This window comes from Paenibacillus sp. JNUCC-31, assembly GCF_014844075.1.
In the GTDB taxonomy this organism is placed as follows: Bacteria; Bacillota; Bacilli; order Paenibacillales; family Paenibacillaceae; genus Paenibacillus.
In genome coordinates this window covers 3,576,370-3,602,636 of the sequence record NZ_CP062165.1, presented here as the reverse complement: position 1 = coordinate 3,602,636, position 26,267 = coordinate 3,576,370, and the positions used below count along the sequence as shown (strand labels likewise).

Annotated in this window: 21 protein-coding genes and 1 tRNA gene; 2 read left to right on the top strand and 20 right to left on the bottom strand. The window is 47.3% G+C overall.

What is annotated here, in order from left to right:
* Positions 1-10 precede the first annotated feature (10 nt).
* The 8 genes from rnr to JNUCC31_RS15545 form a co-directional block, all read right to left on the bottom strand.
* Positions 11-2,770, bottom strand: coding sequence for a ribonuclease R (gene rnr, locus JNUCC31_RS15580; protein ID WP_192272408.1), 2,760 nt, complete (start codon positions 2,768-2,770; stop codon positions 11-13).
* Between the two features lie 526 nt (positions 2,771-3,296).
* Complete coding sequence (gene secG, locus JNUCC31_RS15575) at positions 3,297-3,530, bottom strand: preprotein translocase subunit SecG (RefSeq protein WP_053782964.1); 234 nt, start codon at positions 3,528-3,530, stop codon at positions 3,297-3,299.
* Positions 3,531-3,749: 219 nt separating this feature from the next.
* On the bottom strand, positions 3,750-5,036 hold the full coding sequence (gene eno / locus JNUCC31_RS15570; protein ID WP_192272407.1) for a phosphopyruvate hydratase: 1,287 nt from the start codon (positions 5,034-5,036) through the stop codon (positions 3,750-3,752).
* 240 nt (positions 5,037-5,276) lie between these two features.
* Positions 5,277-6,821 carry a 2,3-bisphosphoglycerate-independent phosphoglycerate mutase gene (gene gpmI / locus JNUCC31_RS15565; protein ID WP_192272405.1) on the bottom strand — a complete coding sequence of 515 codons (1,545 nt, stop codon included), beginning with the start codon at positions 6,819-6,821 and terminating at the stop codon, positions 5,277-5,279.
* Positions 6,821-7,573 (bottom strand): triose-phosphate isomerase, encoded by a 753-nt coding sequence (gene tpiA, locus JNUCC31_RS15560; protein ID WP_079344950.1) that lies wholly within the window; start codon positions 7,571-7,573, stop codon positions 6,821-6,823. The genes gpmI and tpiA overlap by 1 nt, the downstream gene beginning before the upstream one ends.
* A 33-nt stretch (positions 7,574-7,606) precedes the next feature.
* A complete protein-coding gene (locus JNUCC31_RS15555) occupies positions 7,607-8,788 on the bottom strand; it encodes a phosphoglycerate kinase (RefSeq protein ID WP_192272403.1) in 1,182 nt (393 codons plus the stop codon).
* 149 nt (positions 8,789-8,937) lie between these two features.
* Entirely contained in the window at positions 8,938-9,945 is a 1,008-nt protein-coding gene (gap, locus tag JNUCC31_RS15550; RefSeq protein ID WP_056695277.1) for a type I glyceraldehyde-3-phosphate dehydrogenase, read from the bottom strand.
* Positions 9,946-10,052: 107 nt separating this feature from the next.
* Positions 10,053-11,078: a sugar-binding transcriptional regulator gene (locus JNUCC31_RS15545; protein WP_192272401.1), complete on the bottom strand. Its 1,026-nt coding sequence runs from the start codon at positions 11,076-11,078 to the stop codon at positions 10,053-10,055.
* Between the two features lie 484 nt (positions 11,079-11,562).
* Between JNUCC31_RS15545 and JNUCC31_RS15540 the strand changes: the two genes are divergently transcribed.
* Together JNUCC31_RS15540 and clpP are read left to right on the top strand one after the other, a co-directional pair.
* Positions 11,563-11,637: transfer RNA gene (locus tag JNUCC31_RS15540), tRNA-Arg, on the top strand.
* 180 nt (positions 11,638-11,817) lie between these two features.
* A complete protein-coding gene (clpP, locus tag JNUCC31_RS15535; protein WP_063566492.1) occupies positions 11,818-12,414 on the top strand; it encodes an ATP-dependent Clp endopeptidase proteolytic subunit ClpP in 597 nt (198 codons plus the stop codon).
* Between the two features lie 522 nt (positions 12,415-12,936).
* Here clpP and JNUCC31_RS15530 read toward each other — a convergent pair.
* The 12 genes from JNUCC31_RS15530 to JNUCC31_RS15475 form a co-directional block, all read right to left on the bottom strand.
* Positions 12,937-14,034: a PdaC/SigV domain-containing protein gene (locus tag JNUCC31_RS15530; protein ID WP_192272399.1), complete on the bottom strand. Its 1,098-nt coding sequence runs from the start codon at positions 14,032-14,034 to the stop codon at positions 12,937-12,939.
* 364 nt (positions 14,035-14,398) lie between these two features.
* Complete coding sequence (locus tag JNUCC31_RS15525; RefSeq protein ID WP_192272397.1) at positions 14,399-15,154, bottom strand: SIMPL domain-containing protein; 756 nt, start codon at positions 15,152-15,154, stop codon at positions 14,399-14,401.
* A gap of 137 nt (positions 15,155-15,291) precedes the next feature.
* On the bottom strand, positions 15,292-15,561 hold the full coding sequence (locus JNUCC31_RS15520) for an HPr family phosphocarrier protein (protein ID WP_017691248.1): 270 nt from the start codon (positions 15,559-15,561) through the stop codon (positions 15,292-15,294).
* A gap of 265 nt (positions 15,562-15,826) precedes the next feature.
* The gene (gene whiA / locus JNUCC31_RS15515; protein WP_192272395.1) at positions 15,827-16,759 is read right to left on the bottom strand and encodes a DNA-binding protein WhiA; all 933 of its coding nucleotides are present in this window, start codon (positions 16,757-16,759) and stop codon (positions 15,827-15,829) included.
* Positions 16,760-16,765: 6 nt separating this feature from the next.
* Positions 16,766-17,752, bottom strand: a complete 987-nt coding sequence (locus JNUCC31_RS15510) for a gluconeogenesis factor YvcK family protein (RefSeq protein WP_192272393.1) — start codon at positions 17,750-17,752, stop codon at positions 16,766-16,768.
* 13 nt (positions 17,753-17,765) lie between these two features.
* Positions 17,766-18,665: an RNase adapter RapZ gene (rapZ, locus tag JNUCC31_RS15505; protein ID WP_090955391.1), complete on the bottom strand. Its 900-nt coding sequence runs from the start codon at positions 18,663-18,665 to the stop codon at positions 17,766-17,768.
* A 52-nt stretch (positions 18,666-18,717) separates the two neighbouring features.
* Complete coding sequence (locus tag JNUCC31_RS15500; RefSeq protein WP_192272391.1) at positions 18,718-19,668, bottom strand: ROK family glucokinase; 951 nt, start codon at positions 19,666-19,668, stop codon at positions 18,718-18,720.
* Between the two features lie 416 nt (positions 19,669-20,084).
* Positions 20,085-21,116 carry an AI-2E family transporter gene (locus JNUCC31_RS15495; RefSeq protein WP_192272389.1) on the bottom strand — a complete coding sequence of 344 codons (1,032 nt, stop codon included), beginning with the start codon at positions 21,114-21,116 and terminating at the stop codon, positions 20,085-20,087.
* Between the two features lie 161 nt (positions 21,117-21,277).
* On the bottom strand, positions 21,278-22,237 hold the full coding sequence (trxB, locus tag JNUCC31_RS15490; protein ID WP_192272387.1) for a thioredoxin-disulfide reductase: 960 nt from the start codon (positions 22,235-22,237) through the stop codon (positions 21,278-21,280).
* Between the two features lie 180 nt (positions 22,238-22,417).
* Positions 22,418-24,151 carry a tetratricopeptide repeat protein gene (locus tag JNUCC31_RS15485; RefSeq protein WP_192272385.1) on the bottom strand — a complete coding sequence of 578 codons (1,734 nt, stop codon included), beginning with the start codon at positions 24,149-24,151 and terminating at the stop codon, positions 22,418-22,420.
* Between the two features lie 191 nt (positions 24,152-24,342).
* Entirely contained in the window at positions 24,343-26,094 is a 1,752-nt protein-coding gene (locus JNUCC31_RS15480) for a hypothetical protein (protein WP_192272383.1), read from the bottom strand.
* Entirely contained in the window at positions 26,066-26,239 is a 174-nt protein-coding gene (locus JNUCC31_RS15475) for a hypothetical protein (RefSeq protein WP_192272381.1), read from the bottom strand. Before JNUCC31_RS15475 ends, JNUCC31_RS15480 begins: the two co-directional genes overlap by 29 nt.
* Positions 26,240-26,267: the final 28 nt, after the last annotated feature.

Here is a 26,267-nt window from a genome sequence, read left to right as displayed (position 1 = left end):
CGAAACGAGATTACTTTTTCTTCTTCCGTACAAAAGCCGCCGTTCCGTTGGCTGGTGCACCTTTATTCTTCTTGCGCTTGCGGCGTGGTGCTCCGCCTTCCTGAACACCGCCCGGTGTAGCTCCTTCTCCAATAAACACACCGCTAGGTGAGGTGTTTTTGCGTCCACTACCGCCTTTGCCGGATTTGAAGCTTCCCTCACCGCGACTGCCGCCGCTGTTCAGACCATTCCCTTGTCCACTAGATGAAGTACCTTCCTGGCCACCCCCTGTAGAGCTATAACCGCCCTTGCCAGAACCAAAGCCAAAGCTTAACGCCCCTTTGCTCCGACCAGTGGACCCGCCGGTATCTCCAGCACGACGCTCACCTCTCGGTTTACCGCCACCTTTGCCACCTGCGCTTCCTACGGTGTTCGAAGCTCCGCTCCGACTGCCACGACCGCCTTTGCTGCTCTCATCAGCTGATCTGCCTCCACGGTTGCCTCCAGCACCAGCAGAGCTGCCTTTACCACCACGCAAACCACTGAATCCACCGGAACCACTCTTTGCACCGCCGCGTCCTCCACCACCAGCAGGACGTCCACCTTTACCGCCACGTCCGCCTCCGAAGCCACCCGGAGGGCGTTCACCACGAGGTTTCATATCGACCATTTCGAAGTCAATCGTATACTCTTCCATGCTCACGCGTGCAACACGGATCTTCACTTCATCTCCGATGCGGAAGACCTTGGAAGTACGTTCACCAATCAGAGCCATATGTTGATCGTCAAAATGGTAATAGTCGTCCGTGAGCGCACTCAGGCGGATCAGACCTTCTACCGTATTCTCCAGTTCAATGAACATACCGAAGCTGGTTACACTGCTGATCATGCCTTCGAACTCTTCTCCGACTTTATCGAGCATGTACTCAGCTTTCTTCATTTTCTCCGTATCCCGCTCAGCTTCAACCGCCACACGCTCACGTTCCGAAGATTGCTGTGCAATATCGGCCATACGTGCAGCCAGATACTCCTGACGGTTCTCAGGCAATGCCCCATTGTTCTCAATCACTTCCCGAATAACCCGGTGAATGACAAGATCGGGATATCGACGGATTGGTGATGTGAAATGACTATAGAACTCTGCCGCCAGACCAAAGTGACCCGACATTTCGGAATCATACTTCGCCTGCTTCATGGATCGAAGCATCATTGTGCTGATAACGGTCTGTTCCTTCGTGCCATTAATATCCTCAAGCAAGGATTGAAGCGCACGTGGATGAATCGCGTTACCACGTCCTTTGACATGGTGTCCGAAATTCGCCGCAAAGGCGAGAAAATTTTGCAGTTTTTCCTGATCGGGATCTTCATGCACACGATAGATGAACGGAACCTTCAACCAGTGGAAATGCTCTGCCACCGTTTCATTGGCTGCCAGCATGAATTCCTCAATGATTTGCTCCGCAATCGAACGCTCCCGTTTCACGATATCAACCGGTTTGCATTCTTCGTCCACGATGATTTTGGATTCTTCAAAATCAAAGTCAACCGCACCGCGGCGCATACGCATCGCACGAAGCTTCAAGGCAATCTCTTTCATCAAGTGGAAATCGTCCACCAGATCTTTGTAACGCTCCAGCAGTTCAGGCTCTTCGCCTTCGAGAATTTTGCGTACGTTGGAATACGTCATCCGCTCTTTGGTCTTGATTACACTTGTGAAAATATCGTGTTTTACAACCTTCATCTGGTCGTTGAATTCCATCTCACAAGACAGGGTCAATCGGTCTACCTGTGGATTCAAGCTACAGATCCCGTTGGACAAACGTTGTGGTAGCATCGGAATAACCCGGTCTACCAGATACACACTGCATCCGCGGTTGTACGCTTCCTGATCCAACTTGGAGTTCTCCTGTACATAATAGCCCACATCGGCAATATGAACCCCCAGACGGTAGTTACCGTTTGGCAGCTTCTCCACATTGACAGCGTCATCGAGATCCTTGGCGTCTTCGCCATCAATCGTAACGATATTCAGCCCACGCAGATCGCGGCGACCCTGCTGTACAATTTCTTCTTCCGTTATAGCATCCGGCGCTTTATCGGCTTCTTCCACCACTTCATCGGGGAAGGCTTCTGGCAGCTGATGCTTGCGGATTACAGATAAAATATCAATACCCGGTTCATCCTTATGACCGAGAATCTCGGTCACTTCACCTTCAGCTGCAGCCCGCCCTTCTGGGTAGCTGACAATACGAGCCACAACCTTTTGCCCATCAACAGCCCCGTGGAAGTTCGTTCGCGGGATGAAAATATCCCGGTTAATCCGCTTATCATCCGGTATAACGAAACCGTATACCTCGTGGCTTTGGAATACACCAACAACCTGCGTGACCGCACGGGTAACAATACGGACAATCTCACCCTCCAAACGTCCACCGGAAGGTCCTTGAGAAGTCACTTTAACCAACACCGTATCACCATTCATGGCGCTTTTCATATCATTCGCGTGGATGTACACATCCGGGTGCTCCCGATCCTCAGGGATGAGGAAAGCAAAGCCCTTTGCATGAGCTTGTAAACGTCCGCGCACCAAATCCATCCGTTCTGGCATGCCGTAGCGGTTGTTACGGGTCAACAAAATTTTGCCGGATTCCTCCAGCGTATTAAGCATAATCAAAAAGGCTTTAAAATCAGCCGCATCTTCAATCTCGAAGTGCTGTTCCAGTTCCTGATAAGTCATTGGTTTATAGGCGGTTTCCCGCATGAAATCGAGCAATTGTTGTTCAGTTATCATTAATATATTCACCTCGGGAAACGTAAAAGTGTAATCTTGTCTCATCTCTCTCTATGTATCGGTTACCTTGCAGATATTTAAGCCTTTAACGGAAGGCCTCACTATCTCATACCCTAGTATACACGAATTCAATCCGGCCCATCCGTACCCCTGCAAAATAAACCAGGCCTTCGTGGTCCCTCGCATAATCGCGCTTTCATGCATCATACCAGCATTTTATGCTACATGTGATTTGCTCTCATCTGGTTAGCTCTTGCATATCAGAAATTTTTGAGATCTAAGGGCTCAAACATACATCATGGTTCGTTACTGAACAGACAGAAAAGAAGCGGCCCAGAACAGGGCGAATATGTGGGAAGACACCGAATGGAAGTGAGAAAAAATCGAAGATCTGGTTCATGTAGTTCACTGGAAAAGACTGGACATGGATAAATTTATTAAAAAACCTCCGTTTCTTCTCGAAACGAAGGTTAATCATTCAAGCATCATGCTCTTAACTATCTAGTTATGCATCGTATTCCATTTCTTACTTGGAGAACACTGTAACTACAATAGACAAAATGAAGAATCCTGCACCCAGTACAACCGTTGCACGTTGCAGGAAAAGATCCAGTCCGCGCGCTTTCGTTTTACCGAAAAGATGTTCCGCACCACCGGAGATGGCACCCGCCAAACCAGCGCTTTTCCCGTGCTGCAGCAATACTACAGTGATTAGACCGATCGAAAATACGACGAGCAGCAATTTCAAAGCAATATCCATTCATTCCACCTCCTACCCATGTGGGCATAACATCTCACCATAAAAACAGTTACTTTAATTGTAACACAGCTATGCATGTGATACAAGTATTGGCATCTCCTCAATTCATTGAGATTAAGCCATCATTTTCAACCCTATTCCTACGTAAGTGATTATTATGTTCTCAACAAAAAAGGCAAGCCGGTTAAACGGCTTGCCCAACAGTTGTCAGAAGACAACTTATTTTTTAAGGTTGTAGAAACCTTTGAGACCATTGTATTGTGCCAGTTCGCCCAGTTGATCCTCAATGCGGAGCAATTGGTTGTACTTCGCGATACGGTCTGTACGGGAAGGAGCACCCGTTTTAATTTGACCTGCGTTTGTTGCAACCGCGATGTCAGCGATTGTGCTGTCTTCGGACTCACCGGAACGGTGGGAGATTACAGCAGTGTATCCTGCACGTTTAGCCATTTCGATTGCATCGAATGTTTCAGTCAATGTACCGATTTGGTTAACTTTGATCAGGATGGAGTTACCAATACCTTCGTTGATACCTTTTTCCAGACGCTCCGTGTTCGTTACGAACAAGTCGTCACCAACGAGTTGTACTTTGTCTCCCAATTTCTCTGTGAGCAATTTCCAACCATCCCAGTCATCTTCGGACATACCGTCTTCAATTGTGATGATTGGGTATTTCTCAACCCATGAAGCCAGAAGGTCAACATACTCAGCGGAAGTGTAAGATTTACCTTCGCCAGCAAGTGTATATTTACCATCTTTGTAGAACTCAGTTGAAGCTACGTCCATACCCAGGAATACGTCAACGCCTGGTTTGTAACCTGCTTTTTCAATCGCTTCGATGATTGTAGTGATTGCTTCTTCGTTCGAACCAAGGTTCGGAGCGAAGCCACCTTCGTCACCTACAGCTGTGTTCAGACCTTTGGAGCTCAGTACGGATTTCAGGTTGTGGAAGATTTCCGCGCCTACGCGAAGAGCTTCTTTGAATGTTGGTGCTCCAACCGGAAGAACCATGAACTCTTGAACGTCGATGTTGTTGTCAGCATGCTCACCACCGTTGATGATGTTCATCATTGGTACTGGAAGTACTTTAGCATTGAATCCGCCCAGGTAAACGTACAATGGCAGATCCAGAGCGTCAGCAGCTGCGCGAGCTACAGCCATGGATACAGCCAGAATTGCATTGGCACCCAGTTTACCTTTGTTTGGCGTACCGTCCAAAGCGATCATCAATTTGTCGATACCCAGTTGATCCAAAGCGTCCATACCGATCACTTCTGGAGCGATTGTTTCGTTTACGTTTTTAACAGCTTGCAGAACACCTTTACCCAGGTAACGGGATTTGTCGCCATCGCGAAGCTCAACGGCTTCGTGGGCACCAGTGGATGCACCGGATGGTACAATAGCGCGTCCGATTGCGCCGGACTCCAGGTATACTTCAACTTCAACTGTAGGGTTACCGCGGGAGTCAAGGACTTCGCGAGCGTACACGTCAGAAATAATAGTCATGAGTGATAATCTCCTTTTAATTTGGAATTTTATTCAAAATTAGAACCACTTGGGTTTACCCTTATCCACTGCGTCAGCAGAATCGTCTTCCGATCGCTGTTATCCCCTGATTCCTTGAACTTATTTTCATAAGTTGGAATCATGTGATAAAGGCGACGCGTTGCTTCTTCAGACTATTTCTGCTGCCTTCGTTCGGGGGTAACTCCAAACCGCCCAATTTCATATATGTGGTTGTGTAACTTATTTACGGGTAGCGATGACGGATGTACCTGTCATTTCTTCCGGTTTAGGCAATTGCATCAGGTCAAGAATCGTTGGAGCGATATCCGCTAGGATTCCGCCTTCACGCAAGGTAACATTCGCATCTGTAACGATGAATGGAACAGGGTTCGTTGTATGAGCCGTGAACGGACGTCCTTGCTCATCAAACACCATATCCGCATTACCATGATCCGCAGTAATCAGCACAACGCCGCCTTTGGCGAGAACGGCATCCACAACACGGCCCATGCATTCGTCTGTTACTTCTACTGCCTTAATCGTAGGCTCCAGCATGCCGGAGTGTCCAACCATATCAGGGTTAGCGAAGTTCAGAATGATGGCATCATGTTTGTCTGCTTCAATCTCGCGAACACATGCGTCAGCTACTTCATACGCACTCATCTCCGGTTGCAAGTCGTACGTTGCAACTTTTGGTGAGTTGATCAGCACGCGTGTTTCACCCGGAAGCTCCACATCACGACCGCCGCTGAAGAAGAAGGTTACGTGCGGGTATTTCTCGGTTTCTGCAATACGCAATTGTTTCTTGTTATTCTGTACCAGAACTTCACCCAGCGTGTTGTCGAGGTTTTTAGGCGAGTAAGCCACATAACCTTCAACGGTCTCGCTGAACAAGGTCAGGCACACAAAGTGCAAGCCCACAGGGAACTTCGGACCACGGTCGAAACCACGGAAATCCTGGTTCGTGAATACTTGCGACAGTTGGATCGCACGGTCAGGACGGAAGTTGAGGAAAATGACGGAATCGCCGCTCTCCACCAAACCTACCGGCTGGCCATCCGCTTTAACGATAACCGTTGGTTCAACGAATTCGTCAAATACGGATTTTTCATACGATTCTTCAACCGCTTTGAGTGGATCGGTGTATTTGGGTCCATCACCATAAACGATGGCACGATATGATTTCTCAACACGTTCCCAACGTTTGTCACGGTCCATCGCATAATAGCGACCTTGAACCGTTGCGATTTGTCCTACACCGACTTCTTCGATTTTGGCAATCAGCTTCTGCATGAACTCTTTACCACTATCTGGCATAACATCGCGGCCATCCATGAAGGCATGAATGTATACGTCATTCATGCCTTCTTTTTTGGCGAGATCCAGCATAGCGAACAGGTGGTCGATGTGACTATGTACGCCGCCATCGGACAACAAACCATACAAGTGAAGTTTTTTGCCGCTTTGTTTCGCTTCACGAACAGCTTTAACGAGTGTCTCATTATCGAAAAACTCACCGTCACGAATCGATTTGGAGATACGAGTCAAATCCTGGTATACGATCCGGCCGGCACCAATGTTCAGGTGACCTACCTCGGAGTTCCCCATTTGCCCTTCGGGCAAACCTACAGCTTCACCGCAAGCAGTGAGTGTTGTATGGGGGAATTGGCTCATAAAACGGTCATAGTTCGGTTTCTTGGCTTGTGCTACCGCGTTGCCTTCCACCGTGTTCCGAAGACCAAAGCCGTCCATGATGATCAGTGCTACAGGTTTTGGAGCTGTCATTACTTCGCCCCCTCAACAAGTGCGATGAACGAAGCCGGTTGCAAGCTGGCACCGCCAACAAGCGCGCCGTCGATGTCGCTTTGTCCGAGGTATTCTGTTACGTTCTCCGGTTTAACACTGCCGCCGTATTGAATACGAACTGCATCTGCTACCTTCTGGTCGTACAGATCCTTCACCAGCGTGCGGATATAAGCAATTACTTCATTCGCATCTTGGGAAGTGGAGGATTTACCTGTACCAATCGCCCAGATTGGCTCATAAGCGATAACCACTTGTGCTGCTTGATCTGCGGACAGACCCGCAAAAGCAGCTTCCGTTTGCACTTTGCATACGTCTTTCGTCTGATTGGCTTCGCGCTCTTCAAGCGTTTCACCAAGACAGAAGATCGGAGTCAATCCGTGACGGAATGCTGCATGCAGCTTTTTATTGACAGTCTCATCGGTTTCCGCAAAATATTGACGGCGCTCCGAGTGACCAATAATGACATAATCCACACCCAGGTCTTTCAGCATTACACCGCTGATTTCACCTGTGAATGCACCGTTATCTTCAAAATGAAGATTTTGGGCACCAATTTTGATATTTGTGCCTTTAACGGCTTCTACCAGGGATGGCAGATTCGTAAACGGTGCGCAGATCACAGTCTCTACGCCTTCAACTTCCGCTTTCCCTTTAACTTCCTGAATGAAGTCATTGGATTCGGAAACCGTTTTGAACATTTTCCAGTTACCTGCAATAATCGGTGTTCTCATGGTTTTCAACTCCTTCATGCTATAGCTTAAAACTTACTTGTCGTTCAATGCAACTACGCCAGGAAGCACTTTGCCTTCCATGAACTCGAGCGATGCACCGCCACCTGTAGAGATGTGGTCCATTTTGTCAGCCAGTTTGAACTTCTCAGCTGCTGCTGCGGAGTCACCGCCGCCAATTACTGTATAAGCATCTGTTGTTGCACAAGCTTCCGCTACCGCACGAGTACCATGCGAGAATGGTTCGATTTCGAATACGCCCATTGGTCCGTTCCATACAACGAGTTTGGAATTTTTGATCACGTCAGCGTAGATCTCACGTGTTTTAGGACCGATGTCGATACCTTCCCAATCTGCAGGAATGTCGCCAACTTCAACGATCTTCGTGTTTGCGTTTGCGCTGAAGTCGTCGGAGATTACGATATCGACTGGCAGATAGAAGTTTTTGCCCAGTTTTTTCGCTTTTTCGATAAAGCCCAGAGCTACATCCAGTTTGGACTCATCCAGCAGGGATTGACCTACTTCATAACCTTGAGCCTTCATGAATGTGTAGGACAGACCACCACCGATGATTACGTTATCTGCAATGTTCAACAGATTGTCGATGACATCAATTTTGTCCTTAACCTTGGAACCACCGATGATTGCTGTGAAAGGACGCTCAGGGTTGGAGATCGCTTTACCCAACACTTCCAGTTCTTTCTCCATCAACAAACCGGACACCGCTGGCAACAAGTGAGCGATACCTTCTGTCGAAGCATGTGCTCTGTGAGCAGCGCCGAAAGCGTCGTTAACGAAAACGTCAGCCAGTTCAGCAAATTGTTTTGCCAGTTCCGGATCATTCTTCTCTTCGCCTGCATAGAAACGAACGTTTTCAAGCAACATTACGTCGCCGTTGTTCAGTCCAGCGATTTGAGCTTTTACCGCATCACCAATGCAGTCGTCAGCTTTAACGACTTTTTTGCCAAGCAATTCAGACAAACGCTCAGCAGCCGGAGTCAAACGCATGGATTCAACCACTTCGCCCTTTGGACGACCCATGTGGCTTGCCAAAATAACTTTAGCGCCTTTTTCGATCAAGTAGTTGATCGTAGGAAGGGTAGCACGAATACGTTTGTCATCTGTAATTTTACCATCTTCGAGCGGCACATTAAAATCTACGCGGACAAAAGCCCGTTTTCCTGTCAATTCGATATCACGTACACTTTTTTTGTTCATCTGTATTTCCTCCGCACCCATGTATTTGGTGGACCAATCAAGAGCTGAAATCTCTTGTCAATCCTGGTGTTTTTGAGAAATTTGCAAAATGTTGATATATAAAGAGCGGAAACAATAGCATCTGTTTCCGCTCTATGTTATTGCAGATATTACTTGATCATTTTTGCAAAGTGCTCCAAAGTGCGAACCAGTTGAGCAGTGTAGGACATTTCATTGTCATACCAAGCTACAGTTTTAACCAGTTGTTGGTCGCCAACAGTCAGAACTTTAGTTTGAGTTGCATCAAACAGGGAACCGAAAGTGATACCTTGGATATCGGAAGATACGATTTCGTCTTCTGTGTATCCGAAAGTTTGTGGATCGGAAGCTTCTTTCATTACTGCGTTAACTTCTTCAGCAGTAACTTTTTTACCCAATACAGTTACGAGCTCAGTCAGGGAACCAGTTGCTACTGGTACACGTTGAGCTGCACCATCGAGTTTGCCTTGCAGTTCTGGAATTACCAGACCGATTGCTTTAGCAGCACCAGTTGTGTTAGGGATGATGTTTTCAGCTGCTGCGCGAGCACGACGGAAGTCACCTTTAGGGTGTGGAGCATCCAATGTGTTTTGGTCGCCAGTGTAAGCGTGAATTGTAGTCATCAAACCTTGAACGATTCCGAATTTGTCTTGCAGCGTTTTTGCCATAGGTGCCAGGCAGTTTGTTGTGCAAGATGCGCCGGAGATTACAGTTTCAGTACCGTCGAGGATTTCATGGTTTACGTTGTAAACGATGGTTTTCATGTCGCCAGTAGCTGGTGCGGAGATAACAACTTTCTTAGCTCCACCTTTCAAGTGTTTCTCAGCTGCTTCTTTAGTAGTGAAGAAACCAGTACATTCCAGAACGATATCTACACCCAGGTCGCCCCAAGGAAGTTCTTCTGGGTTACGGTTAGCCAATACTTTAACTTCTTTGCCGTTCACTTTGAAGAAGCCATCATGTACTTCAACATCGCCATCGAAGCGACCTTGAGTTGTATCATATTTGAGCAAATGAGCCAGCATTTTAGCATCAGTCAAGTCGTTGATTGCTACAACTTCAATGCCCTCTACATTTTGAATACGGCGGAATGCCAAACGACCAATACGTCCAAAACCGTTAATACCTACTTTAATCATGAGTAAGTTCCTCCCAAGTTTTGATTGATTTTTTTATGAAGCTTATATATTCAAGACAGACGGTGAAGTCCGTCAAGACAACAATAGTGGTGATGCAAAATAAATCCTTATTCCAATTCGGCGGCGATGACCTCAGCAGCAGCCTCATCAATAATCAGAATATCTTCCTGACCAAATCGCAGGACAGAATGTATGGCAGCAGCTTTGCTTTTGCCACCTGCAATCCCAATCACGACATCGGTCCGTTCAATATCCTGAAGTCGCATGCCCAGCGTAAGCATGGTATGTACCACCTCACCCTGATCATTAAAGTAATAACCGAAGGATTCAGATACGGCCCCTTGCTCCTGGAGTTCTTCTATGATCTCTGTTGCAAGTTTGCGGCGCCGCGCCATCTCTACGGCATCACCGATTCCGTGAATGACGATCCGCGATTTGCGGATCAGCTGCAGAATCTCCTGAACACTCGGGTCCTGGATTAACGATTCATAAGCATGATCACTAAGCAAGTCCGGTACATGCAGGAGTTTGTATTGAGCCCCTACCCGTTTTGCCATCGTGGATGCGATCGTATTGGCCTGAATCTCGAGACTTTCTCCAAGCCCGCCGCGTGCCGGTACGAACCAGACACCTTTCAGCGATGTTGGCGGAGTCAGTTGCTCTGCGACCTCAGCCGTTGTTGAACCGCCAGTAACGGCAACAACATCGTTATCACTCATAATATTACCCAGAGCCTTCGCTCCGGCTCTGCCCAGTTCCCGTTTGGCAAATGGAGAAATGTCCGAATCGCCAGGAACCACAACTACCTTTTGCAGACCGTAGGCTAGCTTGATGCGCTCTTCCAGTTCGGATAATCCAAACAGCTCTTTGGCGACGGGTTCCAACTGCTGCAGCAATTCATGCCCTGCCTCGCTGATCTTCATGCCAGCACTGTCAATTTCAATAAGTCCCTGAGCCTTTAACAAATCGGTCTCAGCCCTCAGAACCCGCTCGGTCATCTGCATGGAATTGGCTAACGTCCTCCGTCCGATCACATCCGATAACATGATCTGATGCAGGATCGTATACCTCTTCTTCAAGACATCCATGAGATCAGGCAGAAGCTGCTTTTGCACTTCTAAAATCGTTCGCATGCTTTCCACTCCCGCAAGCTTCTCGTTCCAAGCTCTCTTTCATGGCCCTAAAACGTCCCGGGTTAACTTTTTAAGTCCCACGTCTATTCTACCTAAAACTGACGCGACATGCAAGTGTTTCAAAGTGTAAATTCGACACGTTTCAGGCGTTTGTACGCGCCTATTTTCACAATGTCAACCTCCCATAAAGGAGGATAACCTCCTGCATACCATATATAGAAGAAAAGGAAAAATCCTATCTATATATTGCTTGCATTCACTTTTCATATAGCCTGTCCAAAACCTCTCTTAGCATTTACCTATTTGCGCTCTTTATCCATATAACTTCATCATGATCAATTTCTAGGTAATCCAAACCACAAGTATGATCATCTGCTTGCAATTAAATAACTCATGAGCTATAATCATTATTGCTGTCACATATTTGAAACTCATTTATGTGTAGGCATAAGTGCTACATAAATGAATAGCAGATAATCAATGTGCGCCCGTGGTCCAATGGATATGACGTAGGCCTCCGAAGCCTGAGATCCAAGTTCGATTCTTGGCGGGCGCGCCATTCTTAATTAGCAGCTCATAACCCTTTTAACCAATGAAACCGAATAGGTTTCTTTTTTTTCAAACTTAGTTTGACTTTCTTTGACTTTTTGTTTGAAATTGTTTATGATGTGGTTAATACGGTAACAGTTTATAGTAAGAACACCAATTTAACATTTACATTTCCGAGGAGGTTTTTCACGTGAGTTATATTCCAATGGTCGTTGAACAGAGCAACCGCGGTGAGCGCGCCTATGACATCTATTCCAGATTGCTGAAGGATCGTATCATCTTCCTTGGCAGTGATGTAAATGACGTTGTAGCGAATTCCATCATGGCACAGATGTTGTTCCTTACTGCGGAAGATCCGGAGAAAGACATTCACTTATACATCAACAGCCCAGGCGGATCGATTACAGCCGGTATGGCTATCTACGATACAATGCAATTCATCAAACCGGATGTATCTACCATTTGTGTAGGTATGGCGGCTTCCATGGGTGCATTCCTGTTGAACGCAGGTGCCAAAGGTAAACGTTTTGCATTGCCTAACAGTGAAATTATGATTCACCAACCACTTGGTGGTGCGCAAGGTCAAGCTTCGGACATCGAAATCCGTGCCCGCCGCATCCTGAAAATGCGTGATACCTTGAACCGCATCATTGCTGAACGTTCAGGCCAACCGCTGGAGCGTATCGAGAAAGATACAGATCGTGACTACTTCATGAGTGCTGCTGAAGCTGCCGATTACGGTATCATTGATAAAGTTATCGAAAACGTAGGTTCCCAAGGCATCTAAGCCGGGCGAACGCCAGTTACACTGATATATACCATATAGCCACCTCAAATGGTCATCGCCCAGTTGAGGTGGCTATATGAAAAAAGGACGCCCTCGTCAATATGACGAGGGCGCCTTTTTTTATATAACATAAGAGTGCATGATATTTATTTAATCGATTTACTTTACTCTCGACGCGTTACGCTAGCAATATAACTAACACTAACTTACATCTACCGAACTAAGCACACGCTATTATCCAACATTTCAACGAAATGAAATTCTAACGAATCACAGGAATGTTATTATTGCTAACTTGCGCCCATTTCCACTCGACTTCCCCGTTTCTTCACTGAATAGCATCTCTACGATTCGTTACAGCATACAAAGCCTCATATTTAACCTTATAAAGTGCAACAGGTTCGTTAGAGTTCCCAACATCCAATGAATTACTTAAGGAGTGACTAATGTAGTCCTAAAGGGTCTCTACAGAGGTCAGTGCAAGTCGAAAGCTGTCTAGGTGCCTGTAATATTTTCAACACTTTACTTGTTTGCAGTTAACCCACTAAACGGTTCTGTGCCCTTAGGAAGCAACTCTTTATACGTGAATGGGAATTCCGGAAAACCCTCTGCATAAGCTGTGTACTCATACAACTGGAAGAATACAACTACACCTGTGGGTGTTACATAGAAATCCTGATCTTTATTCAAGCCTTTATAGCCTTCAAGATAACCGCCACTAGCTTTAAGCTGATCTCCAACTTTTTTACTCAACGTTTCACGCACGGTTTTGTTATTTTGTATCACATCATCCAGACTCAATTCCTTACCGGAATCCAGAGCAAAGGTGTGACCCGAACGGAACGTCATGCCATGTGCGCCCGCATAGTCCTGATATCTTTGAGTAATGAGCCCAAGCACACCATTTTCGTTGTACGTCACGACATAGGAGCTCTCAAATGCATATGGACGGTTCGCTGTTGCGTCTCCAAATTCCTTGGTTTGTTTTTTGAAATCCGCTACAAAAGCATCGACTTCATCCTTCAGCACCTTGTTGATCGCTGCTTCTGCTTTATCGTTAGCCAGTCCGCTGACCTGAGGATATTGGATATCGACTTCGGCGTTCTTGATGCTGACTTTCACTGTTGCCGCCTTAATCGCCACACTATTCTGCTTCACTTTGCTCAGCGTCAGTGTCTTCGCTTTTCCATCCCAGCTGCCCTGAACACCCAGATAATCTCTCATTGCAGAGAATGGAATATACAGTCGGCCATTAATGAGCTTCGCTTCCACTTGCGGGTAGTAGTTGTTAATTCTAACACTCGGCGAACCATCAATCAGGCTGATCGTCATTGTATTACTGGCTGCCGTTAAGGCGTACTCCTTAGCTTTTGCATCATATTTCAAGCTTCCACCCGCAACATCTTTCACTGCGGTAAGCGATACCCAAGTAGAGCCACCTTGCAGAAGTCCTTTTTGAGTAAGAGTTTTGCCTCCAGACTTCAGGGTCACCTCCGTAGGTGTTGTCACTTTCGTCGATACCGAAGCTGCCTGCACGGAACTATCCTGCCATACAGCTCCACTCCCTACAATAATTCCTGCCGCCAGTAGTGCACTCGTCCATTTTTTCCATGATGTCATATATATAACTCCTCTCTCGAATTCACATTTGAGTGTCATTGCGTATGTATCCTGACCTGATCGTATGTCTCATACGCTCACCTCTTTATTATACTTAACCCAATTCCGGAAAGGTTTACAGCTCCAGTTACAATGTTGTTCGATCCAGGAGCTGATAATGAAGGTTTTGTTACGAACAAATGGACAAAAAAGATACCAAATAACAGCATTTTATTTCGCCATATTTCAACTCTTCTTTTCAAACTTCATCAAAGTCTGCCTTTATAACAAAAAAGACGTCGTCTAATGGACAACGTCTTTGTCATTAATGCCTTTCGCCCGATCAAGCATATCTCTAACGGACATTCGGCATTAATTATTTTGCTTATTTCATTTCATAAGTAATATTCAGCGTTGTGCTTACTTTGACCTGTCCTGTTTCAATGGCTGTGCCCCCTACTGCATCTGACTTCGCTTGGGACATCAAAGATTCGGTTGCGTACATTACAGGCACATTGGCATCACCTTGGCTCACGGAAAGAACAGCACCCAGTTGACGTTTAACCGCTTTGGCAATAGCTCCAGCTTTCACATCAGCATTGGCAACAGCTTTCTCAATCACTTGAGCTTCAAAACTTTCCGGTTTTTCGACCGTAAAGCGCACGTTTTCAATGTTGTTGGCACCAGCTTGGGAAGCAGCATCCAGAAGCTCACCGATCTTGTCCATATCACGGTATGTGACAGTCAGTGTGTGATGCGCTGTGTACCCTTTAATCTTCTGTCCGTCTTTATCGCTATACGTGTAGTTAGGCTGTACGTAGAACTGACTGGTTTGAATATCATCTGCACTGATTTTCCACGTATTTTTCAGCAGATTGGTTACCTTCTGAATTTTCGCCGCATTCGCTTTTTGAGCAGATGCTGCTGTTTCCGCGGTACTATTCACTCCAATGGAAAGATAAGCGATATCCGGCTTCACCTGAATCTCCCCTGTACCCACAACGTTAATCACATTTTGCTGAACTCCCTGAACTTCAGCAGCATACGCATAATTCCCCGGTGCCACCCATGCAGTACCTCCAACAAGCAATGTTCCTGCAACCAATACCGCACCCAGCGGTTTCATCCATTGTTTACCCATCACGTTAGCCTCCTTAAGTTTTAACATCTCAAACTCAAATCGATTTGATACCTAACAGACGGGCTTAATTCCATAATGTTGCACTTGACAGCCTCAAAACGCAAAAAAGCCCCTTTCGGGACTTCTTCATTGATATCTTATTGGTTTTCAAGTTCTTCCTTGCTTACCAGACTAACTAAAGCGTTTACAGCCTGTTCGGCGTCCGCGCCTTCTGCGCTAATCTGGATTTCCGTACCTGTGCTGATTGCAAGGCTCATGATCCCCATGATACTTTTTGCATTTACTTTTTTGTCGTCCTTCTCGACGAACACTTCAGATGAGTACTTATTCGCTTCTTGAACGAACAGTGCCGCAGGTCTGGCATGGAGACCCGTTTTCAAACGGACAACTACCGGGTGCTTTGTCATGGAAACTTACCCCCTATTATGAAATCTGGACATTAAATACACAATTATATTTATACAACATTATACCATTAACGCGTGCAGGACACTAGAAGAAAAACTCAAGGCGGTTGAGATCCCATTATTTTGACCCATTTCAGTCTATTTAGATCATCTTCATACGCCTGAGTAGGTTCCTGCAAATCCTTGCAAACTTGCTTTAACCTGACCTTTCGGCAAGAAACCAGCACAATGAGCATTGCAGGTTGCCCTCACCCTTTATTTAACCCTATCTCTCGTTACGAACCTTCTCAGCCAACTCATCAATCTTGCGGAGTCGGTGATTCACTCCCGACTTGCTGACTGTACCCTTAAGCAGCTCGCCTACTTCCTTAAGATTGATATCCGGATGGGCGAGTCTGACTTCAGCCACTTCACGAAGCTTTTCAGGCAACGACTCCAGACCAACTTCCTTTTGCAACAGTCTGATATTATCAATCTGTCTGACTGCTGCTCCAATCGTTTTGTTCAAGTTAGCTGTCTCGCAATTGACGATGCGGTTAACGGAATTACGCATATCTCGCATGATGCGCACATCCTCGAACTTGAAAAGAGCCTGATGCGCACCAATGATACTGAGCAGCTCAATGATCTTCTCGCCTTCCTTAATGTATAGGATGAATCCTTTTTTGCGTTCTATACACCGGGCATTGAGATGAAATTCATTTGCCAGGTCCACCAGCGCCTGACAGTGCTCCTCATACATCGATGCAATCTCCAGGTGATAAGACGAACCTTCGGGATTGTTGACCGAGCCTCCTGCCATAAATGCTCCACGAAGATAAGCGCGTTTACAGCAGTTTTTTTTGAATAGCTCATCACTGATCCCGGGAGTAAACAGAAATCCTTCAGAAACAATGTGCAGATCTTTAAGAATCTCCTGTACCATGGTTGGAATCCGAACAATATACACATTGTTCTTTTTCAGCCGCATTTTTTTGCGGACAAGCAATTCCGTATGCACTTGAAAATGCTTTTTAAGCAGAGAGTATGCCCGTCTTGCGATGGCGGCATTCTCCGTCGAAATATCCAAGATGACTTTTTTATTCGATAACTGCACCGCACCAAGCATACGGATGAGGGCTGAAAGTTCCGCCTTTTCGCAGCACGGTTCGCTTTCGATCATGGTTAATTCTTTTTTGGTCTGTGCTGCAAACGACATGGGACTTCACCTCTTCCGTAACATCCAATTTTGTACAAGCTGATAGATGTGATGGCTCAGCTTGTCGGCATCATGACGCAGATAGGTTCGAAATAAGACCAACGTATCCGCAACGACTTGATAGCCGGCACTCTTCAGCACATTCATATCCAGCACAACCGGTTTAGCTCCTTTTTCCGCATACTTATTCTGCACCTGCAGCGGAATATCACCATTATTTACAATGACATAGTCGAAAATTTGATGCCCCACATGCTCATGTACCGCCTTAAGGTGGTCACTCACCGTGTAATTATCCGTCTCTCCCGGCTGTGTCATCACATTGCAAATAAACATCTTCACTGCGTCAGCCTCAACGACAGCCTCAGCCAGCTTAGGAACAAGCAGATTGGGCAGAATGCTCGTGTAGAGACTACCTGGTCCAATCAGGATGGCGTCTGCCTGACGAATGGCTTCAACAGCCTCTGGCAACGGCTCCACGTGATCCGGTTCAAGGAAAACGCGTTTGATCCGTCCGCCCGCTTCAGGGATCTTGGACTCACCCGTAATAATCGAGCCATCCTCCATCTCTGCATGCAGAACGACGGCCTGCCCAGCTGCGGGCAGCACCTCACCCCGAACGGCAAACACGCGGCTAAGTTCCCGCACAGCGGTCACGAAGTCGCCTGATATATCCGTCATTGCAGCCAAAATCAAGTTACCGAGGCTGTGGCCTGCAAGCCCTGCGCCTGTATTGAAGCGATACTTCAGCATATCCGACAACAACGGTTCTACATCAGCCAACGCCGTGAGTACGTTACGAATGTCTCCCGGAGGCGGCATCTGCAGCTCATTACGCAAGATGCCAGAACTTCCTCCGTCATCCGCAACTGTCACGATGGCCGTGATGTCCAGCGGCTTTTCTTTCAAACCGCGCAGCATCACGGATAATCCGGTTCCGCCGCCCATGACTACAATTCTCGGACGTTCTCTTCGTGGTCCGGCTTCTTTCATCCCTTCACCCTCTTCAATGACGGTCCCGGTCGGCGTCGCGATGGCTCACGGTGACAGCCTCAGTCTCGCTGCTTCCCAACATTTTGCCCAAATATTCCGATATTGCTACCGAACGATGCTTGCCTCCGGTACAGCCGATTCCAATAATAACCTGGCTTTTGCCTTCCTTCCGGTATTGCGGAATCAGAAAATGCAGCATATCCAGCAGCTTGGTCAGAAACGCTTGCGTTTCCGGCCATTTCATAACATATTCGTATACATCACTATTCTGTCCTGTATTCGGACGTAAATGCTCAATATAATGCGGATTTGGCAAAAAACGAACATCGAACACCAGATCCGCATCGATCGGAATGCCGTATTTGAACCCAAACGAAGTAATATTTACCGACAGCATATGGCTTTCCAGATGGGAAAAACGGGATATGATTCGCTCTTTCAGTTGAGCAGGCTTCATTGTACTGGTATTCAAAACCTGAGTTGCGGAATTTTTGAGCTCCTCCAGCATTTTGCGTTCCAGCCTGATGCCATCCAGCGGCATGCCCTCAGGGGCCAATGGATGTCTGCGCCTGCTCTCCTTATAGCGCTGGACAAGAACTGAGTCGATCGCATCCAGGAATAGTATTTCGCAATGAATGGTAAAATGATCTTTAATATAGTTCAGTGACTCGGACAAAGCCGTAAAGAACTCTCGCCCGCGCAGATCGATGACAAGTGCGACCTTGCCAATTTTGCCGTTCGATTGTTCGATCAATTCCGCAAATTTCGGAATCAATACCGGCGGAAGATTATCCACACAGAAGAAACCAAGATCCTCCAGGCTTTGTACTGCAATCGTCTTGCCTGCTCCGGACATGCCCGTAATGATAATGAGCGTGGCGCCTGTGCCCGGTGAAACTTCACCTTCAAGCATAAATGTCCCCTCCTTATCATATTGCTGTCGGATTTATACTGCTACGAGGTTACTAGGAACGCAAGAGAAGACCGGCTGCGCCAACAATACCTGCATTGTTGCCAAGTGTTGCCTCAAGAATCTGAACCCCTTGTTGCAATGGCTCTGGTGTCAGTGCTGCAAAAACAGTTCGTACTTCATCAAACAAAATATTACCCGCTTTGGATACCCCACCGCCAATAATGAACATCTCCGGGTTAATCACAGCCGCTACAGCCGCCATCGATTTGCCCAGATAGAATGCGGCACGGTTTACAATACGCAACGCAACTTCATCGCCTGCCTTGGCTGCATCAAACACTTCCTTGGCTGCAATCTTGTCGACGAGCGCCAACGATGTATGGTCCCCACGCTCTACAGCGTCTTTGGCCATACGAATAATTCCGGTTGCCGAAGATACGGTTTCCACGCATCCCATTTTACCGCATCCGCACTGAATCGCTTCAAGATCAGGAACAACACTGACATGGCCAAGCTCACCAGCCATCCCGGAATAACCCTGATAGATCTTGCCGTTCAAGATTAATCCACCACCAACGCCTGTACCAAGCGTATAGCATACACAATTGTCCACGCCCTTGCCGGCACCTGCCCAGGCTTCACCGAGCGCAGCCACGTTGGCATCGTTATCTATTTTGACCGGCTTGCCCAGACGTTCTTCCAAAATCGAACGAATGGCTACATTCCGAAATCCGATGTTAGGGGCAAGAACGATAATTCCCTCGCGTACATTGGTGAACCCAGCCACGCCCGCGCCCACACCTTCAAGCTGCTCCCAGCTGTAAGGCGATTCGGCAACGATATGACGGACATACTTCTCGATGTTGGCAATGACCGTGTCAACGCCCTTATCCACTTCTGTCGGTCCTTCATACGTATGCATAAGCTGACCGTGTTCATCACATATACCGACCTTGATTGCTGTTCCGCCGAGATCGACCCCAACGTAGATTTTCTCAGACATGCTACAAGCCACCTTTATCTATCTAAAATAGTTTAATCCTACGTACCAACTATAATTGAAGGATACGCCTGGGTCAAGACGATAAGACCTTTGCTGTGATTAGCTTCCCCGCTATTGTGAACAACATCACAGGCTATTTTTGAATACGGATACAACCTCATTTGTCTCTATTAAAAACGCAGGCTTCATTCCTTCCTCCATAGAGGAGGAAGCCTCAACTCATGATATTGCATATCCACTCGTTCCATGCGTAAAAGATGACAGTTGTCATCTGAATTTGATGACAACACTTACCAGTCGCGTCTCAGCAGTTCGCTAAGACGGCGCAGAAAAACGCCTTCCCGCCAACGGGAGGCGTTTTACACTTTTTTGGACCAATCCTTGAATCGATCATTCAGCAACCATTCAGCTACAGGTCACAGTTTCGTTTCCACGCGTACGGGTTCCTCCGTTTTTTCCATCTTGTTGACGTCCAGAATATCCAGCAGGAAAACAAAGATCGGGATACCGATGATGAGCCCCCAGATCCCCAGGAAATGTTGAGACAGAATCAGTACGATAAACGTGTAGAACATCGGCAATTTGGTTTTGTGTGCCATCAGTTTTGGATTCAGGAAATACGTCTCCAGCGCATGAATGATAATGATCATGATGACCACGATCACACTGAGCTGCAATCCACCCAGTTGGTAGCCGATCAGACACAGCGGAATCAGTGAGATAATCACCCCCGCAACGGGTACCAGACTCAACATGAATACCAGAATGGTCAGAGCGAACAGATACGGGAATCCGAGTATCCATAGTCCCAGAATCGTCAAAGCTGTATTAAACACCGCAATCAACAATTGCGCCTCGATGACTTTACCAAAAGAAGATACAAATTTATCCCCAAGGTATGCCACTTCATTATAGAACCAGCCGATCTTGCTTGTTTTGAACTTGGATGTAAACTTGGAGATCTCTTTCTTCTGCAACAAGAAGAACAGACTAAGGATAATGACCAGCAGAATAAACTCAAGCCATTTACTTAACGCAAAAATATATTTCAATGCGTCATTGGTATAGTTTTTAATATCAAACGATTGAAGATATCCCGCAATTTTGGAGGCAAAGTTATCACCATCTGCAGTATCCAGAAACTTCATTATTTCATTGGTCAACTGAACGACCTGATCTACAATCCGTGGTGAATACCTGGAGATCCCCAGTACAATGGCTGCAATAACGATAAGATATAGCAATATGACGACGACTTTATAGTTAACCGGAAATAACCGATTCAACTTCTCCGTGATAAAATGCTGTAACCTGTTCATGACATACGTCACCAGGAATAACAGCAAAATCATGTGCAGCATACTCCCCATGCTGAAAAGCACCAAACAAAACAACAGCAGAATCAAAAATCGTCGCACTGTTGCATTCTGTAACCAATCTTTTATCATTTCCCCCAAAGTCTTCACCTCACAGCTAATATGCCCAATATGTATACGATCTCATGCCCATTTTGGTTTCAAAAAAAGAGAAGCCTTCCGGCTTCTCACATGATGAGACTTCCCGTTGTCTCTTCTACCTAAACCTATGTCAAATCATACTCTCTTCATGCTTACTGATCCAGTGTTTCGCTCCAGTCATGAACAATACTGCCCTCAAGGAATTTCTCGCAGTCCATTGCTGCCATACACCCTGAACCTGCCGCTGTAATGGCCTGACGGTACTTTGTATCCTGTACATCCCCGCAGGCGAATACACCCGGAATGTTGGTCTCGGTAGTGCCTGGTTTGACGACAACATAGCCGTGTTCATCCAGAGCAATATGATTGCCCAGGAATCCCGTGTTCGGTGTATGCCCAATCGCTACGAATACGCCATCTGCTTCAAACAGTTCTTCCTGTCCGGTCTCATTGTTTCGTACCTTCAGTCCCTTGACTCCCAGCGCTTCAGGCACAACCTCAAGCGGTGTGCGGTTCAACGCCCACTTCACCTTCTCATTGCTGCGAGCCCGATCCTGCATGATTTTCGATGCACGCAATTCCTCCCGGCGGTGAACCAGAGTAACATCTGTTGCAAAACGGGTCAGGAAGCTGGCTTCCTCCATCGCAGAGTCTCCACCGCCGACCACGACGATCTTTTTACCACGGAAAAAGAATCCGTCACATGTAGCACATGTGCTTACGCCACGACCCACGTTCTCCTGTTCTCCCGGAATCCCGAGATAACGCGCAGAAGCCCCAGTCGAGATGATAATCGATTCAGCTTCCAGCTCACCGATTCCGCCGACCTTAATCTTGAATGGCGGTTTGCTGAAATCCACTTCTTCCACCCAACCATTCTTGAATTCAGCTCCAAACCGCTCCGCTTGCTTACGCATATTGTCCATCAGTTCCGGACCCATAATGCCCTGTGGAAAACCAGGGAAATTCTCAACTTCCGTTGTCGTCGTCAATTGACCACCCGGCTGAAGACCTTCGATAACCAGTGGGTTTAGATTAGCACGAGCCAGATATATCGCTGCTGTCAGACCCGCAGGTCCTGTTCCGATCACAATCGTTCTGTATTTAGACATATAGATACAGCCTCCTTGATAAGGTTGAGAGTGTGTTGAATGGCGATTAACTTTAACTTGCTACTATGATGTTACCCTACAGGTTTGTCGAGACCTATCCGTTAAGTTTACCCGTTTTCCTGGCCAATGTATCCTTCATGCAATGAAGTCCATTCAGAAGAGAGCCAGAGCATGTACAGTCTACTGGATTGGTGGAGTGCTGTTGCATACTCGGTTGATCAGACGAGCATATTTGCTGACCGTTGCAGCGGATATGCCGTACCTGTCGGCTATACTTTGATAGGTGACCGGACGACTTTGGATTTTGGCAGCCAAATACTCCAAACCTGCTGCCAATCCCTCAATTTGTTTGGTGCCTGGCACTTCAGGATGTACACGAGATACATAGTCCGTCCACAGGCGCTCCATCTCCTGCTGCAATTCGGCCTTGGCTTCAGACATCTGTAACGCCCGGTCCACCACCGCCTGCCAATGCGTAGAAGTTTTCATCTCCGTACGCTCCGCCGATGACGCGCTCTTCTGAATGGATCGTTTGCTCAGAGTAGTCAGGGGCTGAAGAGCAGGAGAGTCATCCTGTGTAGAACCTTCTGAATGCAGATCGTTTAATACAGCACGCGCGACATTCACCAGTTCTTCATCTTCACCGGGCTCCTGGATAAAGGATTGCAGCGCCTGCTGCACCTCATAATCCCCAATCATGCCAAGAGCTTGAATGACCTGAAGTTTAGTCGCCCGATCACCATGTCGAAGCGCCCAGAAGAAGGAAGAACGGATCAGAGGATCGTTTTTCATCTCTTCAGGTATGCCGTTACCATAGTTCTCCCACTGTCTGAATTGCTCGTCAAATGGCAGATGATAGTGGTAACTTAGCTTCTCGGGATCTTTCTCTCCCTGTCGTACAGCCTCAAGTCCCGATAGATAGTACCGGGAAACCTCGGAGCCTGGGTCCAGCTTGCCCACATGACGCCACAGACGTTCAGCAGCATCGTAACGTTCCGTATTATAAGCGGCCACTGCTGCATAATGCGCGAGCGCCGGATCCGCAGCGGTTTCTTCCTCTTTCAATAAGCGCCGAAAATGTATATAAGCCGTATCATGTTGACCCAGGATACCCATCGTCGTAGCCAGTTTGTAGACCTGTTCGTGCTGGAAAGGTACGATGACACGCAATTTTTTGATCAGAAGCAGCACTTGATCAGCCCGATTCTCGTTCTGGTGAAAGATCGCCAGATTACACAGTGCATGCAGATTACCTGGTTCCTGTTCAAGCACTTCCGCAATAGTCTCTTTTGCTTTGGAAAACAGACCCATATAATAGTAGGCAAGCGCCAGATTGTTGCGAGCAGCCAAATAATCGGGATAATCCAGCGACATGTCTTCCAACAACTCAGCAGCCTGTGCAAACTTTCCTTGTTCCAGCAATTCCCGCGCCTGATCGTGCTCTACTACACCTTTACGTGATTTGATCCGGTTCAGCTTAGCTGGCCGATCCAGCTCGTAATACAAGAGCTCCATCATCTCTTCGGCTTCCGTCATGAACTGACCCTGGGTATCCTCCTCCAAATACGTAACGAGCGCTTGCTCAGCTTCCTCGAACCGATCCATATTGGCATAATTGTTTGCCATGTAGAAATAACATTCCGTCATGGACGGATCTACCTCATCCAGCACATGTGCAAGAACGGCATTTGAAGCTTCGTAATCCCCCTTCTCTGATAATATACCCGCCATATTACAATGATTCACCGGATTTTCCGGTTCATATTCAACAGCTTTACGAAAATATTTTAATGCCTTGTCGACGTGATTACGGTCCAGCGAGCGGACAGCTCTCTCAAAAAAGAAAGAAGCATCCAAGTGAATCGGTATTACGTTGGCAAGGTGTCCCTCAGCCCGCACTAGCTTGCCCTTCATCTTCCAAGGCACCTCCTCTTTGAATTCATTCATACTCTCCAGTATACCACATCTTAAGGCCCACTTCTCAATATGTAGTTTCATGTCGTTTATGCCAAAAATGCGCAAAAAAGATGACATTCCATCATTCACTTCGAATGAAATGTCATCTTGCTGCTTCACCAGCTCTTTCTTCTAAAGAAATATTGAAATCAGCGTTTCAACGTCAGGGATGGCGAAAGTGCGATATGAATCGTCTTGTGAAACGGGGTCAAAAAGTTGACCAGCACGACCTTACAGTTGTCCGGCAGCTTCGCCTCACGTACGGTTACCGCCAAATGCCCCAGCTCGCCACCGGTCAGTTCAATCCAGTCTTCTCCACAGGTATAACGCAATGCTCCGCCCTTCCAGAGATAATGACCTTCATCCGTCTCTAGCAAATCCCCATGGGATAATTCGCCCTCGGCACCAAACACAAAGGACAACTGCATCATGATCTGCTCCGGTTCAGCTCCCGATAGATCCAGCGTCCATCCACTCTCCGATTGCAATACTTCAGTCTGTACGCGGAACGTCTGCTCATGCGTGACCGTCCGGCTTTGGTGGGGCAACAGATACCAGGGACTGGTAGCTGTTTTCGCCGTATCTGGCAATTGATCCGCAGGGATCGGACTATAATAACCCTTCTTTTGTTCACCTGTTAGGAGGTATCCGGAAGATAATCGAGTCATCTGCTGCATCGGCACATAACCCGGATTAAAATAGGAGGCGAGCTGCACAGCAAGCAGACGCACGTCACCATGTCGCAGGGCAAAGAACGAAGGGACTTCCGTCATTACGGTTACACTCGTAAGGCCAGATCGTATTCGCGCAACAGGTGCACCAAAATCCGTATGCATACGGCTATGTGAGATCTGCCCATGATGTCCTGCAGACTCCATCTGCTCTAAATAGCCCTCTCGCATAAATTGCCCATTCAGTATAATCTCATAATGGTCAGGCAGCTCATTACGAACCTTGCGTGCCTGCTGAAGCTCAGGCTCCAGCAGAAGCCGGACGAGCGCATTGACGGAGCATACACCGGGATCTTTTAACGATTCTCCGGCCCAATCGGCCATACCAGCAAAGACCGAATCTCCATCCAGTCTGGCCAGAATGGCATACGGCAGATAGTACGGTGACAGATCATGAACACTCCCCAGATCCTGCCGACCCGAATAATCCGTGACGATCTCGCCAGTCGGATGTACCAGATACACCATCATGCGAAGGTTAAGTCTCACCGGCTCCAACAACTCTGGACGATTCAGCAAGCGGGCCGCATGGATCAACATGATATCGCTAACCGCGCTGTAAATTCCGTTGCTCCGTTCAGTCCATTCCCCGTCCGGTGTAATATCCATGCCTTCGGCCAGCCATTGCTCTGCACGCTGCACGGCTTCCTCCAAGTCAAACAACTGATGCAGGAAACCGAGCGCCGCGCATAGTACCCACCGATGATTCGGCGTATGACAACCCCCGGTCAACATGACTGGGATCGTTCGCTCCAGAAACAGGCGAATGTTGTTCAGCACAGGTTGCATCGGCTCCCAATCCTGCTGCTGTAGCAGCTGGTACAGCTGGGCATATCCCACGACGACAAATGCGGTGTCCGGCGGAGAATGATAATTGGTCCAGCCGGGAGAGATGGAGCCGTCTGTATGCTGATTGCGAAGCACATACTCCGAAGCCAGCAGCAGGCGATTTAGCAGTTCCTCATCCCGGTAATAGATGGAATCGGGATTGGCAAGTGCCGCTCCCCAATAACACATATCCGTAGGTGTTCCAGTCGTGTGGTTGACCCAGGCAATGCCAGTGGAAGGATCAATCGTTCCTCCATAATAACGGCTTTCCGGGTCAAGTTCCTGTCGGGATATCCCCCTTTGCACTGCTTTGTCATTGCTGTCCACCAGTTGCCTGTACATATATAGTCCCCTCCAAACGAATGCATTTGCCGATGTCGGAATATCTGGTGAAATCGAACCAATAACGGTCGAATGCGAGCAGATACCGCCGTACATTGGAGTTCTTCTTTCCAACAGTAATAACAGGTTTCAGGGAAGTCCCCATTACATGGTTGGTCCTCCTCCCATCATAA

Coding starts and splice junctions, on each gene's coding strand:
- JNUCC31_RS15495 (WP_192272389.1), bottom strand. CDS start 21,116: ATGATAAAAGATTGGTTACAGAATGCAACAGTGCGACGATTTTTGATT.
- rapZ (WP_090955391.1), bottom strand. CDS start 18,665: ATGCTTGAAGGTGAAGTTTCACCGGGCACAGGCGCCACGCTCATTATC.
- JNUCC31_RS15480 (WP_192272383.1), bottom strand. CDS start 26,094: ATGTACAGGCAACTGGTGGACAGCAATGACAAAGCAGTGCAAAGGGGG.
- whiA (WP_192272395.1), bottom strand. CDS start 16,759: ATGTCGTTTGCAGCACAGACCAAAAAAGAATTAACCATGATCGAAAGC.
- eno (WP_192272407.1), bottom strand. CDS start 5,036: ATGACTATTATTTCTGACGTGTACGCTCGCGAAGTCCTTGACTCCCGC.
- JNUCC31_RS15555 (WP_192272403.1), bottom strand. CDS start 8,788: ATGAACAAAAAAAGTGTACGTGATATCGAATTGACAGGAAAACGGGCT.
- JNUCC31_RS15525 (WP_192272397.1), bottom strand. CDS start 15,154: ATGGGTAAACAATGGATGAAACCGCTGGGTGCGGTATTGGTTGCAGGA.
- JNUCC31_RS15530 (WP_192272399.1), bottom strand. CDS start 14,034: ATGACATCATGGAAAAAATGGACGAGTGCACTACTGGCGGCAGGAATT.
- tpiA (WP_079344950.1), bottom strand. CDS start 7,573: ATGAGAACACCGATTATTGCAGGTAACTGGAAAATGTTCAAAACGGTT.
- JNUCC31_RS15475 (WP_192272381.1), bottom strand. CDS start 26,239: ATGGGGACTTCCCTGAAACCTGTTATTACTGTTGGAAAGAAGAACTCC.
- JNUCC31_RS15520 (WP_017691248.1), bottom strand. CDS start 15,561: ATGACAAAGCACCCGGTAGTTGTCCGTTTGAAAACGGGTCTCCATGCC.
- gpmI (WP_192272405.1), bottom strand. CDS start 6,821: ATGACAGCTCCAAAACCTGTAGCACTGATCATCATGGACGGCTTTGGT.
- JNUCC31_RS15510 (WP_192272393.1), bottom strand. CDS start 17,752: ATGAAAGAAGCCGGACCACGAAGAGAACGTCCGAGAATTGTAGTCATG.
- rnr (WP_192272408.1), bottom strand. CDS start 2,770: ATGATAACTGAACAACAATTGCTCGATTTCATGCGGGAAACCGCCTAT.
- JNUCC31_RS15545 (WP_192272401.1), bottom strand. CDS start 11,078: ATGCGAACGATTTTAGAAGTGCAAAAGCAGCTTCTGCCTGATCTCATG.
- JNUCC31_RS15485 (WP_192272385.1), bottom strand. CDS start 24,151: ATGAAGGGCAAGCTAGTGCGGGCTGAGGGACACCTTGCCAACGTAATA.
- gap (WP_056695277.1), bottom strand. CDS start 9,945: ATGATTAAAGTAGGTATTAACGGTTTTGGACGTATTGGTCGTTTGGCA.
- secG (WP_053782964.1), bottom strand. CDS start 3,530: ATGGATATTGCTTTGAAATTGCTGCTCGTCGTATTTTCGATCGGTCTA.
- trxB (WP_192272387.1), bottom strand. CDS start 22,237: ATGTCTAAATACAGAACGATTGTGATCGGAACAGGACCTGCGGGTCTG.
- JNUCC31_RS15500 (WP_192272391.1), bottom strand. CDS start 19,668: ATGTCTGAGAAAATCTACGTTGGGGTCGATCTCGGCGGAACAGCAATC.